The 15,017-nt window shown below is 44.9% G+C and carries 17 protein-coding genes; 14 read left to right on the top strand and 3 right to left on the bottom strand.

Features of this window, described 5'->3' with window-relative positions:
- The first annotated feature begins 11 nt into the window (after positions 1-11).
- Positions 12-1,244, top strand: a complete 1,233-nt coding sequence (locus tag ABEW73_RS20685) for a benzoate/H(+) symporter BenE family transporter (RefSeq protein WP_430167986.1) — start codon at positions 12-14, stop codon at positions 1,242-1,244.
- A 61-nt stretch (positions 1,245-1,305) separates the two neighbouring features.
- Here ABEW73_RS20685 and ABEW73_RS20680 read toward each other — a convergent pair whose 3' ends face one another.
- Positions 1,306-2,736, bottom strand: coding sequence for a PLP-dependent aminotransferase family protein (locus tag ABEW73_RS20680; protein WP_430167989.1), 1,431 nt, complete (start codon positions 2,734-2,736; stop codon positions 1,306-1,308).
- A gap of 151 nt (positions 2,737-2,887) precedes the next feature.
- Here ABEW73_RS20680 and glyA point away from each other — a divergent pair, with 151 nt between their 5' ends.
- Positions 2,888-4,129, top strand: a complete 1,242-nt coding sequence (gene glyA / locus ABEW73_RS20675; RefSeq protein WP_430167992.1) for a serine hydroxymethyltransferase — start codon at positions 2,888-2,890, stop codon at positions 4,127-4,129.
- Here the strand turns inward: glyA and ABEW73_RS20670 are convergent.
- Positions 4,095-4,706, bottom strand: coding sequence for a hypothetical protein (locus ABEW73_RS20670; RefSeq protein WP_430168261.1), 612 nt, complete (start codon positions 4,704-4,706; stop codon positions 4,095-4,097). The genes glyA and ABEW73_RS20670 overlap by 35 nt on opposite strands.
- Here ABEW73_RS20670 and ABEW73_RS20665 point away from each other — a divergent pair.
- From ABEW73_RS20665 to ABEW73_RS20610, 12 genes are all read left to right on the top strand, one after another.
- Entirely contained in the window at positions 4,622-4,975 is a 354-nt protein-coding gene (locus tag ABEW73_RS20665) for a phosphotransferase (RefSeq protein WP_430167995.1), read from the top strand. The two genes, ABEW73_RS20670 and ABEW73_RS20665, sit on opposite strands and share 85 nt — an antisense overlap.
- Positions 4,976-5,133: 158 nt before the next feature.
- Entirely contained in the window at positions 5,134-5,238 is a 105-nt protein-coding gene (locus tag ABEW73_RS20660; RefSeq protein WP_015735743.1) for a DUF6254 family protein, read from the top strand.
- A gap of 150 nt (positions 5,239-5,388) precedes the next feature.
- Positions 5,389-5,811: a helix-turn-helix domain-containing protein gene (locus tag ABEW73_RS20655; RefSeq protein ID WP_430167997.1), complete on the top strand. Its 423-nt coding sequence runs from the start codon at positions 5,389-5,391 to the stop codon at positions 5,809-5,811.
- Positions 5,812-6,076: 265 nt separating this feature from the next.
- Positions 6,077-6,550 (top strand): MerR family transcriptional regulator, encoded by a 474-nt coding sequence (locus tag ABEW73_RS20650; protein ID WP_430168000.1) that lies wholly within the window; start codon positions 6,077-6,079, stop codon positions 6,548-6,550.
- The gene (locus tag ABEW73_RS20645; protein WP_430168003.1) at positions 6,534-6,980 is read left to right on the top strand and encodes a hypothetical protein; all 447 of its coding nucleotides are present in this window, start codon (positions 6,534-6,536) and stop codon (positions 6,978-6,980) included. The genes ABEW73_RS20650 and ABEW73_RS20645 overlap by 17 nt, the downstream gene beginning before the upstream one ends.
- A gap of 277 nt (positions 6,981-7,257) precedes the next feature.
- A complete protein-coding gene (locus ABEW73_RS20640) occupies positions 7,258-7,893 on the top strand; it encodes a glycoside hydrolase family 11 protein (protein ID WP_430168006.1) in 636 nt (211 codons plus the stop codon).
- 286 nt (positions 7,894-8,179) lie between these two features.
- The gene (locus tag ABEW73_RS20635) at positions 8,180-9,019 is read left to right on the top strand and encodes a formylglycine-generating enzyme family protein (protein WP_430168009.1); all 840 of its coding nucleotides are present in this window, start codon (positions 8,180-8,182) and stop codon (positions 9,017-9,019) included.
- Between the two features lie 631 nt (positions 9,020-9,650).
- Positions 9,651-10,541 carry a class I SAM-dependent methyltransferase gene (locus ABEW73_RS20630; protein ID WP_430168012.1) on the top strand — a complete coding sequence of 297 codons (891 nt, stop codon included), beginning with the start codon at positions 9,651-9,653 and terminating at the stop codon, positions 10,539-10,541.
- A 31-nt stretch (positions 10,542-10,572) separates the two neighbouring features.
- Positions 10,573-10,887: a thioredoxin gene (gene trxA, locus ABEW73_RS20625; RefSeq protein WP_430168015.1), complete on the top strand. Its 315-nt coding sequence runs from the start codon at positions 10,573-10,575 to the stop codon at positions 10,885-10,887.
- Between the two features lie 168 nt (positions 10,888-11,055).
- Positions 11,056-12,600: a right-handed parallel beta-helix repeat-containing protein gene (locus tag ABEW73_RS20620; protein ID WP_430168018.1), complete on the top strand. Its 1,545-nt coding sequence runs from the start codon at positions 11,056-11,058 to the stop codon at positions 12,598-12,600.
- A 254-nt stretch (positions 12,601-12,854) separates the two neighbouring features.
- Positions 12,855-13,283: a disulfide oxidoreductase gene (locus tag ABEW73_RS20615; RefSeq protein WP_430168020.1), complete on the top strand. Its 429-nt coding sequence runs from the start codon at positions 12,855-12,857 to the stop codon at positions 13,281-13,283.
- A gap of 151 nt (positions 13,284-13,434) precedes the next feature.
- Complete coding sequence (locus ABEW73_RS20610; protein WP_430168023.1) at positions 13,435-14,070, top strand: flavin reductase family protein; 636 nt, start codon at positions 13,435-13,437, stop codon at positions 14,068-14,070.
- 86 nt (positions 14,071-14,156) lie between these two features.
- On the opposite strand, the gene ABEW73_RS20605 is transcribed toward ABEW73_RS20610, so the two are convergent.
- Positions 14,157-14,696: a hypothetical protein gene (locus ABEW73_RS20605; protein ID WP_430168026.1), complete on the bottom strand. Its 540-nt coding sequence runs from the start codon at positions 14,694-14,696 to the stop codon at positions 14,157-14,159.
- Positions 14,697-15,017 lie beyond the last annotated feature (321 nt).

The raw sequence follows: 15,017 nt of genomic DNA, 5'->3' as shown, positions 1-15,017 counted from the left end.
GGAGAACACTCATGAATACAACAACATCCCCTTCGCTGCGCGGCCGCGATTTGATATCGCCAACCATAGCCGCTTTAATATCTGTCATTGTCAACTATGGGGGCACCTTTATTCTCGTGTTTCAGGCAGCAAAAGTCGCGGGTTTAAGTCCCGAAATGACCGCTTCCTGGGTTTGGTCCATCTCCATTGGAGTGGGCATAACCGGGATCTGGCTAAGTTATCGTTACCGGGAACCGATTATTACGGCTTGGTCAACACCAGGCGTAGCTTTTCTCGTTTCGGCATTGGCGGCAACCTCTTATCCCGAAGCTATTGGAGCTTACATAATCTCTGCCGTAGGATTTATTGTTTTAGGATTATCGGGCATGTTCGAACGATTTGTCCGGCTCATTCCTCCAGGCATTGCTTCTGGACTACTAGCGGGTATTTTACTGCAGTTTGGTATTTCAGCTTTTGGGGGAGCGAAAGTTGACCCATTGCTTGTCGTTGTCCTGTTTGCCGCTTATATCGTGCTAAGACGGTTTACATCCCGCTATGCGATTGTTGGCATACTGGCCATCGGACTGATTTTTTTAATTGGTATGGGAATAGCGGATTTCAGCACGATCCACTTGGCGATTGCATCACCGGTATTTGTCGTTCCGGAGTTTTCACTACATGCTACATTAGGTGTTGCATTGCCTCTATTTATTATTACATTGACGGGACAATACATGCCCGGAATGCTCGTTTTGCGGAATGACGGGTTTAAGACGAGCGCAAATCCAATTTTGATCATAACGGGTCTGGGTTCACTTCTTGCAGCACCTTTCGGCTCGCATGCTTTTAATGTAGCAGCCATTACAGCAGCGATTTGCACAGGGAAAGATGCACATGAGGATTCCACAAAACGCTATATTGCAGGCATTGCCTGTGGCATTTTCTATATTGTTGTCGGCATTTTTGGCGTGACGTTGGCTGCTCTGTTTTTGATTCTGCCGTCTACCTTTATCGCGACTTTAGCGGGATTGGCATTGCTTGGCACCATTGGTGGTAGTCTTGCCAACGCTCTAACGGATCCCAAGGGACGGGAGACAGCATTGATTACGTTTTTGGCGACAGCCGCGAATGTCACTCTACTTGGCGTCGGTGGCGCATTTTGGGGACTTGTTGCGGGTTTGGCAGCACATCTGTTGATTCATGGGAAAATGTATAAAAAGCAATACAGGTCAAGTGGAGTACAGCAAGCCGAACCAAAACAATAGAAGGCGTGAACATGAAAACAGGGATAGAGCGGGTCAAAAGACGAGTGCGAGGTTGTTGGTATTATAAAAGCAACCCCGCGAGACGATAAATACCTTCTTCAATGGCAGCTTCATCTACTTTAGCAAAACCCAGTACCCATCCTTTTCGATTGCTCTCCAAACCATACGTGCTAAGCGGATAAACACGGATACCTTTTTCGAGCGCTAACTTCGTCACGGCTTCTTCGTCAAACGATGGTTCCGCCTCAAGGAGCATATGCAGCCCTGTTTCTACGCCGCTTAGTGTGAAGTGTTCACTCAGACCCGTCGCGATGATAGCTTTCGTCATGGCTTCGTGTCTGCGCCGATATACATTTCGAACTCGTCTCATATGGCGCATGAAATGACCATGTTTAATAAAATGAGTAAGCGTTAATTGCTCCATAATTGGAAGATGACGATAGGTTAGTTCTTGAACTTGGGCAAGCCGGCGAACAGCCTCTTTGGGACCAATGATTGCCGATATTCGAATTCCGGGAGCAACCATTTTGGAAAAACTCATCATGTACAAGGTGTTTTGAGGACGCTGACTGAACAAGGTTGGAAGTGGATCACCGCGATATCGAAATTCACTGTCGTAATCGTCCTCAACAATCCAAAACCGCTGTTCAGCAGCCATATGTAACAATTGTTGCCTGCGAGGTTCCGACATAATAACTCCAACCGCACACTGGTGGGATGGCGTAACAAACACAAGTTTGGACCCAGGGTGAATGCGGTCTATACACAGCCCATACTCGTCGACCGGAACGGATACAACCTGCATACGCCGATACTTTAACGCCATCCAAGCAGCAGGGAAGCCGGGATCTTCAACCGATACCGTGTCTCCTTCATGTAAAAGGGCTTGAGCGATTAGATCAATGCTATGTTGTGCGCCTGAGGTTAATATGATTTGATCGATATTTACATGAACGCCCCTTTCAAGGGATAAATAACGTTGAATCTGTTCTCGTAGCGGCAGGAAGCCATAAGCGTTGCCGTAAGCCCAATTGTCTAGCTTTGTTTCTGTGGACGCATGTAAAAAAGATTTTCTCCAATTCTTTTGAAAATGTTCGTCCAGATAAGGCTCATGGGGACTGAAATCGATGTCTACTTTCCGATGTTCTTTGTCTCCGAACCAACTGTGCAAATGACCGACTGAAGCGTTTAATAAGGGCAATTCGGGGAGGATGGGCCCTTTGGAAACAGTATCCTCTGATGAACGAGAGGCATATGACCATTCGCTGACTCTTGTCCCGCCGCGACGAGAGGTGACGGTGTACCCGCGGCTGAATAATTCCTCGTAAACAATCTGTATGGTTGAACGGGAAACGCCAATCAATGGAGCGAGTTCGCGGGAGGGGAGCAGTAATTCGCCTGGCGGCCATTTTCCGGTCGTAATATTATGGATTGCTTGATCCAGAAGCTGCTGCCAGATGGGACGTTCATCATCTCGGTTAACTATTAGCATACATACACCTCTGATGTTATTATGGATTGCTAAATTTGCTGATTTATGGATATTAAATAACACTCCATTGATTGATATACTATCATGACAATCGTTGCTTATACAACACAGTTTAAGTAGACAAACGAGCATACAGAGAGGAAGAGGGTTCATGAAATATTTGGAACAACAAGACAACGCAGTGGCGCATGCTATTCGGCAAGAACTTGTACGGCAGCGGGATACAATAGAACTGATTGCATCGGAGAATTTTGTAAGCCGGGCTGTCATGGAAGCCACAGGTTCGGTACTGACCAATAAATATGCGGAAGGGTATCCAAGAAAAAGATATTATGGCGGATGTGAATATGTTGATATCGTAGAGGAGCTTGCTACCTCCCGTGTCAAAGAGCTTTTTGGTGCGGAACATGCCAATGTGCAGCCTCATTCCGGTGCGCAGGCAAATATGGGAGTTTATTTTGCATCAGTCAATCCTGGTGACACCATTTTGGGCATGAATTTATCCCATGGTGGCCATTTAACCCACGGGAGTCCGGTGAACTTTTCCGGTAGACTTTACAATTTTGTCCCTTATGGTGTCGATGAACAAACCGGCCGCATTGACTTTGATCAAGTGCGAAAACTTGCTCATAAGCATCATCCGCGCATGATCGTTGCTGGTGCCAGTGCTTATCCTCGAACGATCGAATTTGAGTTATTTGCTCAAATTGCTGCCGAAGTCGGGGCCCTTTTCTTTGTGGATATGGCACATATTGCGGGAATTGTCGCTGCGGGCTTGCACCCCAACCCGGTACCGCATGCGCATTTTGTTACGACGACAACGCATAAAACGTTGCGAGGACCAAGAGGCGGAGTCATCATGTGCCGTAAACCATGGGCGCAAGCCATTGATAAAGCGATATTTCCTGGGTCACAAGGCGGCCCGCTTATGCATGTCATCGCGGCCAAAGCGGTTGCACTAGGCGAGGCATTGCAGCCGGATTTTAAAACGTATATGGAAAAAACTCTTGAAAATGCAAATGTACTAGCGGAAACACTAATGAATGAAGGGTTAACCGTTGTATCGGGAGGAACAGATAATCATATCGTTTTGGTTGATTTGCGCACGATTGGACTTACGGGCAAAGAAGCTGAAGCCATCCTCGATGAAGTGGGGATTACCGCTAATAAAAACGCAATTCCTCATGATACGGCAAGCCCGTTAGTAACGAGTGGCATTCGCTTCGGAACCCCTGCTATGACATCAAGAGGATTGGGCCCCAAGGAAATGAAAGAAGTTGCCCAGCTGATTGGACTTGCCTTTAAAAATCCGAACAGTTCTACGGTTAAAGATCAGATATTGGGAAGTGTACGTGAGATTATCTCTCAGTTTCCTTTATATGGCGGGCTTTAATAGTGCTGAAGATTGCGCGAGCCTTGCTCCAATCCACGCCCAGACTGCCCTGCCAGCCAGCCCAGGGCATCTCCATGTCGGAACGGCCCTTGGTATTGTCTAGATTGAACTCGGCGTTGATGATGGACTCCATATCCGTCCAGCGATCTGGGGCAAGCTCTAGGATGCGATTGGGAATCACACTGACCATGGCGAGCGCCTTGAGCATGCCGCGGCGTATGCCAGCGTGTCCTTTGATGATTTTCTCGGCGGTGAGTCGCTTCTCGTATTTCCCCGGCGTTTCGGCCGCTTCCGCCCGGTCCAGGCTATGCAGTAGATCGCTGAAAGCCTGCTTGTCTTTTTCCGTTGGTTGAATAGGGCCTTGCTCCAGCAGTTTGACGAACTCGGTCATGTCTACATACGCGCCGAAGCTCGATCCGCTGTAATTATTGCCCAGATGCATTGCATAACGGATGTAGGACAAGTTGTCCCAGCCTTCGTCGCTATGACTGAATGCGCACACCCTGCAGGCAAGAACGCGCTCGTTTACTTCATGGAGATACTGGTGTCCATAATTTTGTGTTTCATGAACACTCATTGGTTGGTGTTATCGACCCTTCGCCAATGATTGGTCCTTTGTTATATGATTTTACGTATGCTTTTTGCTCCTCTCCAGAAGATTTAAACCTAGAAACGTTATTGGAAGCATTCAATTTGCTGAATCATGAACCTTTGGAGAGATCAAGGCTTATTGAAGAAGTGATCTTTCAACTATATTGCCGTATTGGTATCTGCATACAACTCCATCCGCATGATTTGGAGAAATATCTAAAAGTGTGGGAATATTGGAAAACCCTCTTAAACTAACGGGGGACAGGATCGGACGTCAAGCCAGGTTGGGCCAATTTACTAGCGCTCTTCGAGTTGCGCCCATGATATTAGAGAATGTCATGAATGAATAGAGCCGCGGGATGACAAGATAAGAAAGTGGTATACATTTCAATTTCCAAAGGAGGATATCTGTTATGGCTCACCAGAAAAGAAGGAAAGAAGCTGCCTGGAAGTCACGAAAGCAAGAACAGCATCCCCATGGTAAAATCAAATCGCTCAAGGAATTGTCCAGCGAATAGAATGAAAAGTATACTACTTGGAAGAGAAAGACTGTCGGCGTAAAACACCGGCAGTCTTCTTTTTTGTATAATTCATTAGATATCTCGATTTACTTTCATCTAGTTATCACTTAATATATGGATAACAAGGGATAAGTGGAGGTGTTTTAAATGAATGCTAAAGAAGCAGCGTCGTTACTTGGGGTTCATTACAAAACGATTCTTAACATGATTAATGATGGGCGTTTAGCCGCTTCGAAAAGTGACTCTGGAGATTGGGTAATTAGCGAGAGCGATTTGGCTGCTCGTGAGCAACAGATCGATGATAAGGAGTTTGTAACAATATACACCCATATGGCCGTACAAATGATTGAAAAAGCTCATCATCGTGCTATAAACGCAGCAAGAGAAGAACTCATTCACGTTGCTCGTGCAATGATCAAGGTTAAAGACAATCGGAACGAGTTGAATCAGCAAGTAAAACGTCTTCAAAATGCATTAGATGCTTATAAAGCAGCTGAAGCATTCACACTCACTGTGGATTCAATCAAAAAACAAGCGGAAAGTGAGAATCACGGCTTTATCTCTAACTAGTCTGCCATAAAACATAAACAACCCGCTTTTCTTACTAAAAAGCGGGTTGTTAGTATGGAAAAGTTGCGACAATATTAAAATTGCAATTGAATACACTCCATTACAAACTCAAACATCCAGCACTATCACCCGGCTGCGAGATCATTCGTTTGTTTGGACTGTCCATGGTACGATCTTACAACGATTCAAAGATTGCTTGATTACGCGAAATTGAATATACAAATTGACTTGACATTGGAGCTTACTCCAATGTTATTTTGAATTCATGGAAAAACTTTATTCTATACAAGAGGTTTCACAGTTACTTGAAATTCCCAAGGATACGCTTCGGTACTATGACCGGATTGGAATCGTATCGCCGTCCCGTGAAGACAATCGGTACCGCAGGTATTCGAAGAACGACCTCATCGATTTGATGAATATTCAAATCATGCAGTATGCGGACTTCACTCTTGACGAGATCAAGGGAACGTTTGGGTTCCACAGGATGGAGAATGTAGATCCAGCTTATTGCCGTGAGGTTGCTTCGTTCCTCGATGCCAAGAAGGCAGAAACGCGTAAGAAAATTGCCCATCTGGAAAAGGTCAGTCAATTGCTCGACGTAGCAGCCGAAACGCTAAGGGACTTTAATCATGAAAGCGACCAACGGCTGGCAGAAATCGTTCGCGAGCTTTACCGGTCTATTCGCAAGAAGGAACCGGGAATATCCGAGGAGGGATGTGATGGGCATCAAAGTTAGAAATTTTTATTTTTTGATCGCTGGCATTCTGGCGATACTATTTGCCTTTTCACACGCATGGAATGGGCAATCCGCCGTGCTGCCGATGCTCCATGTGAGTGCGATAGCGATGGACATCCGAACCGTATTCATGTATGTCTGGCACATCATCACGGCGGAAAATCTGGTCTTCGGCATCGTGTTCATATTCATGTCATTCCAAAGCGAGCAATTGAAGACCCGGTTTGCCGCATGGACCATCGTGTCGCTTCTAATTGTCCGATTAATAGTCATCCTTGGCATAACGGCATTACAAGACGTGTCGGCACTTGCGGATACGTTCATCGATTCGATTGCGATCGTAATCTATGTCACCTTCATCATAATCGGCATAAGAAGGAAGCCAAAGGAGTTCGGAGATCAGACGCCACATTCTGGTCGGGTGGAGTAAAGAAATCAAATCAGAAGAAGAATGGCTGGCATCAATGAGCCGTGGATGGAAAAACGGCTTCTTGGATGATAAAGACTGTCGGCGTAAATTACCGGCAGTCTTCTTTGTTGTCTTAATCTTATCCGTCCTGTTCCATACGGTCGCAAGTACCTAAAATTGTAAAATAATCTAGATATCATATTTAATTTGCTAAGTGTTATGTAATCGCTGTCATTCTATAATTTACTTAGAAAGGAGGTAAAAGGAAAAAACAATTCAAAATATGAGGAGGTAGATTATGTTTAAGTTTAGTAAGAAGTTGATGACGGTTATTCTTGCAGCTACCATGAGTTTTGGTTTGTTTGCAACGACCTCAAGTGCAGCGACCGACTATTGGCAAAATTGGACCGATGGCGGCGGAACGGTTAATGCTGTTAACGGCTCCGGCGGTAATTACAGCGTGACATGGCAAAACACCGGGAATTTTGTTGTCGGTAAAGGCTGGAATACGGGATCGCCAAACCGAACGATTAACTACAATGCTGGCGTGTGGGCGCCGTCAGGCAATGGATATTTGACTCTCTACGGCTGGACCAGAAACGCACTCATCGAATATTACGTCGTTGACAGCTGGGGTACGTATCGACCTACCGGGACTCATAAAGGTACGGTAACCAGTGATGGGGGCACATATGACATCTATACGACCATGCGATACAACGCACCTTCCATTGACGGAACACAAACGTTTGAGCAGTTCTGGAGCGTTCGACAATCAAAAAGAGCGACCGGGGTCAACTCCGCCATCACATTCAGCAACCACGTAAATGCTTGGAAAAGCAAGGGAATGAATTTAGGGAGCAGTTGGGCTTACCAGGTGTTAGCGACAGAGGGATATCAAAGTAGCGGTAGCTCTAACGTAACGGTATGGTAACCAATCGCCATCAGTGAACTCAACCAACGAGCACAGTGGGGATCGTCTCTTTAGGAAAGCGGAATTCGGGCTATCTGATATGGTAGTAACAACGAATCGACCATAGGGAAAAGCGGTCCCTAACATTGGAGACAGTCCGATGGGCCGCTCCCTTCCGTGTACCCTCAAGTCCGGATACGTTGCGGGCCGTTTGTTGCCAGACGAACGGCCTTCGACGTAACGGAGAGGGGAGTTGCAGGCCGTTATGGTCTATTATTTTTCCTATCTGCTTAAAGGAGATAAACTAATGAAAAAGCTATTAATGTTCTTTTTAATAGCAACAATGGTTGTGATCGGCGCTTGTTCACAAGAGAAGTCTGAAAAGATAGATAATTTTGTTTTTGTGGAAGGTGGTACCTATAAGAACAACCAGTCTAACTACGCTGAAAAAATTGCAACCGTATCGAACTTTTACATTGGCAAATATGAGGTCACTCAAAAAGAGTGGGTGGAAGTCATGGGCAGTAATCCTTCTGCATTCAAAGGCGACCATTTGCCGGTGGAAATGGTGAGCTGGTATGACGTTGTGGATTATTGTAATCAAAGAAGTATTCAAGAGGGCTTAAAACCATATTACAACATAGACAAGGGTAAGAAAGATCCGAATAATAGGAATGAAAACGATTATATCAAATGGATCGTCACGATCAATGAGGGGGCTAACGGGTACCGATTGCCTACAGAAGCCGAGTGGGAATATGCTGCGGGCGGAGGTCAGAATAGCAAGGGTTACATCTACAGCGGAAGCAATAATGCCGACGAGGTCGCATGGTATTGGAAAAACGCCGGAGACAAATACCTATCTGGGAATTGGAACTGGCCTATCATAGAGAGCAATCATAATACAACAAAATCGATCGGTACCCAGAAACCCAACGAGTTGGGGGTTTACGATATGTCTGGAAACGTAAGGGAGTGGTGCTGGGACTGGCACGGCGACTTGGATAGTCCAAGCGGTTCCTACCGAGTAGTGAAGGGCGGCGGTTGGATGGGCGATGTCAGCAACAACGAGATATCTTTCCGAGGCAAGTTCGATCCCAATGGCTTTGGCCCCGATCAAGGTTTTCGTGTCGTTCGCGGAGAATAGCCGGAACAAGGCATACTTAAGGTTGATTCATTCGCCAAAAAATGAAATAAACCGCTCGCCGTCCTCTGAAGAGGGCGGTTTTTTGTTCGTTTGCCGTTGGTATCTAACCAAATGAAGAATTTTGACAGTATGCTGTCATCTTTCTTTTTGTACCATAACGATTAGGAATATAATCAAAATCCATGACAAGTCAAAAGGAGAATGGAGGTTAACTATGGAAATTAAAACGATTCGAAGCTGTAAAAGTCAGCCGGATTTATATAAGAGCAGATTGGACAAATTCATAACAAACACTAGAGAAAATAAAATGTACGGTCAATGGCATGATAATGGACGCCTATCGGCTGTTTTTACTCGTGTCTAACAGTCGTTTATACAATTCAGCTCATGGAGTCCACTGTCAGCATAAGGATAAAACAGATGGCGACTAAAGAGGGTATTGCAAATTGAAGTTGAATCGTTTATTATGGATATCAAATATCCATAATCCAGTCCGTACCGGATAAGGCTTATAAGCAATGGAACAATAGCTGTAAACAAGAAGGGCTACATGTTTTGCGCTTTAATTATGGATAATATAGATCCATTAATGCAAAAAACAGAAACTATAGCGGAAAGAGAGAGGGATGTTATGAACGATTTTTTTAATGAAGCCGTTTGGGAAAGGGCTTGGAAAGAACATGGCGATAACGTTGTGATCAGGATGAAAAAGGCCGGAATTGAACCAACCCGGGCCTTTGATCATAAGGCGAAGACTTTCAATGAGCAATCCTTTAATGAAGAGGGGAGAAAACGGACCACACGAATCATGAATTGGCTTGAAGGACAAGGGGTTCGATTCGACAACGCCTCTGTACTGGACATTGGTGCAGCTTCGGGAGTATTTTCGGTGCCATTTGCAGAGCGTGGGGCACGTGTAACTGCCGTAGAATCCTCTCAACCACTGATTGAACTGCTTAAGGAAAATATCACAACATTCGCCGATGACCAGGTACAGATTGTACCTGAACCCTTTGAAGATATCGACGTGCTGGCCAGAGACTGGAGCAATGCCTTCGATCTCGTCTTTGTCTCGATGTGTCCGATTATTCTGGATTGGGATAGCGTCGAGAAGGTACTGCATTGCGCCCGGGATTATTGTTATATCAGTATGCCGGCAAGTTCAACGGAGCTCAGTTTGGTAAATGAAATCTGGCCGCTCATCACCGATCAGCCCATCAAATCGAAACACATGGAATTCGGATATTTGCTTCATCTACTGTATCTTAAAGGCTATTCCTATGAGTCTCTTATCACACGGGAAACGAAGACAACGGAAGTCTCAAAAGAAGCGGCATTACTGGAAATGATGAATTGGCTTCGCAGTCACGGTCTTGCTACAGATGATCAGAATCGTAAATTGGTTGCAGACTATTTGGAGCAAGCGTATCCGTCCGGCAAAGTAACCATCCGACAGAGTGGTCGTTATGGCAAAGTACTGGTTCGAATGCAGGAACAAAGCATGTACACAAGAAAAATTTGAGTCAGATCAAGAATATGAAAGGATGATGATAATGGCTATCCAACACGCAACAGATTCTACTTTTAAAGGGATGGTGCAAACCGAAGGAGTAACCGTAGTGAATTTTTGGGCTTCTTGGTGTGGTCCATGCAGAATGTTTGCACCCGTTCTAGAGGAATTTGAAAGGGAAGCAAAGGGTTCCATAAAAGTAGTTAAAGTTAATGTAGACGATAACCCGGCGACGTCTTCCCAATTTCAGATTATGAGCATACCGACCACTCTCATATTTAAAGATGGGAAGCTCCTGTATAAAGAATCAGGCATATTGCCGAAACATGTCTTGAAGCAGCACACGGCCTCCAATTGAAGGGAACAGAATGAAAACAGCCTTCATGCATAGAAATGAGATTTTAAAGGGAGCAAAATATGCGAGAGGTGCTTTTATGAATAGAGAGAAAAGCCAATTCCAAATTCGTCGTGACTTCATGGATACCCCAATGTAATATAAATATGAACAGATGGGAGATGAGGAACGATGTGGAAATTAGTGAAGGCTTTAATGGTGGGATTGAGCATGACTGTAATTGGTTTAGATCCTGGCAATGTGCAACCTACCGTCGTGTCGGCAGCCGGTACTGAATATTATGTCGCCACCGACGGTAGTGACTCCAATCCGGGGACTATCCGCGCGCCATGGAAGACGCTGCAGCATGCGGCTGACGAGGCTGATCCGGGGAGCATGATTTACGTTCGGGACGGCGTATACAATCAGAAGCTCAAGATCACACGCTCCGGTACAGCTTCACAAGGTCCCATTACTTTCACGAACTACGGTTCGGAGAAAGCCATCATTGATGGTGCTGGACTTTCAGTCAGCGGGATTGAAGGGCTTATCGAGATAAAAGATGTGAATTACATTACGGTTCAGGGCTTGGAGATTCGCAATTATACGACGACTTCCAGAAACGCGGTGCCTGTTGGAATCTATGTTCAAGGTTCAGGCGGCTATATTAATCTGACCCATAACAAGATTCATGATATCAAGAGCACGGTCACACCAAGCGGCAGCGATTTGCTTGGTAGAGATGCTCATGGTATCGCCGTATACGGCACCAAAGCTCCGGAATCGCTTCATGACATTACGATTCATGGTAATGAGCTGTACAATCTTGTCCTGGGTTCCAGTGAAACACTGGTACTGAATGGTAATGTAGATAAGTTCGCGGTAACGGACAATCTCATTCACGATAACGACAACATCGGGATCGATATTATCGGTTTCGAGGGGACAGCGCCGGTAGAAGCCTACGACCAGGCCCGAAATGGCTTGGTGAAAGGTAATCGGGTATATAACATTTCTTCCAATAACAATCCTTCTTATGGGACAAGACTCCCGAATAACAGTAATTCAGCTGGCGGTATTTATGATGATGGCGGCAAAGACAGCATTATTGAGCAGAACTACAGCTACAACAATGATATCGGCATTGAAATTGCCTCCGAGCATGCGGGCAAATCCACTAGCAATATTACGATCCGAAGCAACATGGTGCATAATAACCGGTTGACGGGGATCGCCATGGGTGGATACGATGAGGAGCGGGGCTCAACGGTGAATTGCAAGGTAGTGAACAACACCGTCTACAATAACGATATTTTAGGTGATGGTAGCGGCCAGCTCTATGTCCAGTATGATACGAGAAATAATGTGATCAAGAACAATATCTTTGTGGCCAGTTCCACCGGTGTGCTGATCTACAATGAATACGCCAAAAATTCAGGAAATGTCGTGGATTACAATCTATATTTTTCTCCAGGCGGTAGTTCAGATGCATTCTGGACATGGAAGAACAAAGACTATACTGGCTTCTCCGCATACAAAGCGGGAAGCGGCAACGATGCGCATTCTTTGTTCATGGATCCTAAATTCGTAAATGCTCCCGAAGGCGATTTTCATCTTCAGTCTTCGTCTCCAGCGATTGATGCTGGTTCGACGGATCACGCGATCATCGGAACGCAGGACATTGACGGGGAGCCAAGAGTGCAAGGGGCCAACGTGAACATCGGCGCAGATGAGTAAAGCAAGATGATTGTATTGTATTGATGGAAAATGAAAATCTTAAGAAGGCTGTCGGTAAATATGACCGGCAGTCTTTTTTTTGACTCATGATCTAAGAAGAGGATGATCGGTATCGAAGGATTTCGTATGATCCAACATATAGCCCGAATGAGCCATTTTCATATATAGACAATTAAGAGAAAATGAGAAAATCATGTGATAATCCCGAGTCGTATGGCTGCTGGAACAAGAATAGAAGGGAGGTAGCTTGAAAAATGAATAAAACAGGAGTTTGGTTATTTTTTGCATGGACTGTATCAGCTGTAGCAACTAGCGGAAGTTTGTTTCTTAGTGAAGTATGGCATTTTACGCCATGCGTCTTATGTTGGTATCAACGGATCTTCATGTATCCATTAGTTATTGTTTTGGGAATCGCAGCCTATCGGCAAAAGACGCACATCGTCCCATACATCCTGCCTCTGGTTATCATTGGCGGAGGCATATCTACATATCATAGTATTATTCAAAAGCTCCCCAAAGAGTCGGATATTGCTGCATGCGGGCCGGTCTCCTGCTTGAATGACTACTTGGATTGGTTCGGCTGGTTGACCATTCCGATGCTGGCATTTGCCGCGTTCGTGCTCATCGCTGTAGCTCTATTGATGGCCCTGCGCTCGCAGAAGCAACAAACAAACCAGTCATAAGTAAATGACAAGTAACAGCCGACCTAATGGTCGGCTGTTTTCAATCATCACTCACTTTTTAAATCTTGCGATCTTATTCCATATCCCTATCCTCCAATAAGGAGCTTGTGAAACATTACTTAAAAATCATGATGAGGAGATGGAATTTGTTATGCATAAAGTAATCAACCCCAAAATCCACTATTTCGGAACTTCGGTCGTGTTGATAAGTACGATCAACGAAGACGGCACCCCCAACCTGGCTCCGATGTCCTCTGCCTGGTGGCTCAATCAATCATGTATGCTTGGAATGAGCAGCAAGTCTCAAACTGTTCAAAATATGATCCGTGAAGGTGAGTGTGTGCTTAATCTCCCGTCGATTGACTTGATTCCCGCCGTTGATCGTCTGACCCTGTTAACAGGTCGGAACCCAGTCCCTGAGTCGAAAGCAGAGAGGGGATATAAGTTCGAGGCGAATAAATTTGGTGTCGCAGGGTTAACTCAACTTCCGTCCCAGCTTGTTCAAGCGCCGCGCGTGAAAGAATGCCCCGTCCATCTGGAAGCCAGGTTTGTAAAGCTCCATCCTTTTGAAGAACCAAGTTCGCTTGTTGCCATCGAAGTGCATATTGAAAAAGTTCATATCGAAGAGGATCTTCTTATAGATGCCCAATCAAATTATATCGATCCTTCGAAATGGAATCCGATGATTATGAACTTTTGCGAATATTTTGGTTTAAGTGATCAATTGTCTGCATCTAAATTAGCTCCGGTATTCGGACCTGATTCAGTAGAAAGCATGGATATGTAATGAGTGGTGTGGCAAATAAGGGTACGCCATTTGTGACTAGCGTTTGGCTTGAACTCAACAAGTTTGCAATAAAAAAGCGACAGGATTCATCCTGCCGCTGGTGCTCCAAGGAAAACTAAAATTTCTTCGATGCTGGTATTGATGTAAGTATTCATTCCAGATATGTACTTGCTGAACTCTTCCGAAGACATTTTACTTTTGCCTTGCGTATAAGACTTGATCTCTTGAATGCTGTCGGTTTTGTATTTGTTCAATTTCTTTAGCATAACGTTGCTTCTTTTTTTCATGTCGGATGTCTGCTTGGTACAAGTTTTCTTTGCTTCGCTGAGACTTTTTTTAACCTTATCAAGTGACGTCTTCGCTTGGCCCAATGTTTCTGGACTGGCTTTAGCCTTCTTAAGGCTGCTGTATTCAGTAGAAAGCTGTTTGTATTGATTGGTAAGCGAGGTCACATTCACGCACACAGGGTGCTTGTACACTTTTTGGGCAGCCTTCACTTTTTTCACCAGTACGTTATAGTCCTTAAAGTACAGTTTATGAATCTCAGACGTAGAAACGGATGCTGCAAAAGCCTGTGACGGAATGAACAATGCCAGCATCAGAAGTAATACAAAAGTCTTTTTCATTAGGATATGCACCTCTTCGGTTGTAGTTCTTATAGCATATACCATAATTTGTCACCCATCAATATTTAAGTAGAAAACTTATTTTTATTTCTCCAATCCAATGATCACACAGCTTTATAGCTATTCTTAATATTCGCGCACCTTCATACAATGAATGGATGCACGATCCTATGAAGAACGGCATATAAGGTGCGCCCGGGAAGGGGGATGGAATGCTTCGTGGAGCGAAATTACGTATGTGTGGGAAATCGGAAATGGCTGGAGGAAGGATCAGACAGGAGCTGAAGTCCAAACTAGTGATTCGAATCGGAATGGCAGCCA

Origin of the sequence: Paenibacillus lautus, from assembly GCF_050482385.1 — a bacterium.
GTDB classification, from domain to species: Bacteria; Bacillota; Bacilli; order Paenibacillales; family Paenibacillaceae; genus Paenibacillus_AQ; species Paenibacillus_AQ lautus_B.
The sequence above is the reverse complement of the archived record's forward strand: the minus strand, read 5'-3'. Positions and strand labels throughout refer to the sequence as shown.

Coding starts and splice junctions, on each gene's coding strand:
- ABEW73_RS20685 (WP_430167986.1), top strand. CDS start 12: ATGAATACAACAACATCCCCTTCGCTGCGCGGCCGCGATTTGATATCG.
- ABEW73_RS20680 (WP_430167989.1), bottom strand. CDS start 2,736: ATGCTAATAGTTAACCGAGATGATGAACGTCCCATCTGGCAGCAGCTT.
- glyA (WP_430167992.1), top strand. CDS start 2,888: ATGAAATATTTGGAACAACAAGACAACGCAGTGGCGCATGCTATTCGG.
- ABEW73_RS20665 (WP_430167995.1), top strand. CDS start 4,622: ATGCGCACACCCTGCAGGCAAGAACGCGCTCGTTTACTTCATGGAGAT.
- ABEW73_RS20670 (WP_430168261.1), bottom strand. CDS start 4,706: ATGAGTGTTCATGAAACACAAAATTATGGACACCAGTATCTCCATGAA.
- ABEW73_RS20660 (WP_015735743.1), top strand. CDS start 5,134: ATGGCTCACCAGAAAAGAAGGAAAGAAGCTGCCTGGAAGTCACGAAAG.
- ABEW73_RS20655 (WP_430167997.1), top strand. CDS start 5,389: ATGAATGCTAAAGAAGCAGCGTCGTTACTTGGGGTTCATTACAAAACG.
- ABEW73_RS20650 (WP_430168000.1), top strand. CDS start 6,077: ATGGAAAAACTTTATTCTATACAAGAGGTTTCACAGTTACTTGAAATT.
- ABEW73_RS20645 (WP_430168003.1), top strand. CDS start 6,534: ATGGGCATCAAAGTTAGAAATTTTTATTTTTTGATCGCTGGCATTCTG.
- ABEW73_RS20640 (WP_430168006.1), top strand. CDS start 7,258: ATGTTTAAGTTTAGTAAGAAGTTGATGACGGTTATTCTTGCAGCTACC.
- ABEW73_RS20635 (WP_430168009.1), top strand. CDS start 8,180: ATGAAAAAGCTATTAATGTTCTTTTTAATAGCAACAATGGTTGTGATC.
- ABEW73_RS20630 (WP_430168012.1), top strand. CDS start 9,651: ATGAACGATTTTTTTAATGAAGCCGTTTGGGAAAGGGCTTGGAAAGAA.
- trxA (WP_430168015.1), top strand. CDS start 10,573: ATGGCTATCCAACACGCAACAGATTCTACTTTTAAAGGGATGGTGCAA.
- ABEW73_RS20620 (WP_430168018.1), top strand. CDS start 11,056: ATGTGGAAATTAGTGAAGGCTTTAATGGTGGGATTGAGCATGACTGTA.
- ABEW73_RS20615 (WP_430168020.1), top strand. CDS start 12,855: ATGAATAAAACAGGAGTTTGGTTATTTTTTGCATGGACTGTATCAGCT.
- ABEW73_RS20610 (WP_430168023.1), top strand. CDS start 13,435: ATGCATAAAGTAATCAACCCCAAAATCCACTATTTCGGAACTTCGGTC.
- ABEW73_RS20605 (WP_430168026.1), bottom strand. CDS start 14,696: ATGAAAAAGACTTTTGTATTACTTCTGATGCTGGCATTGTTCATTCCG.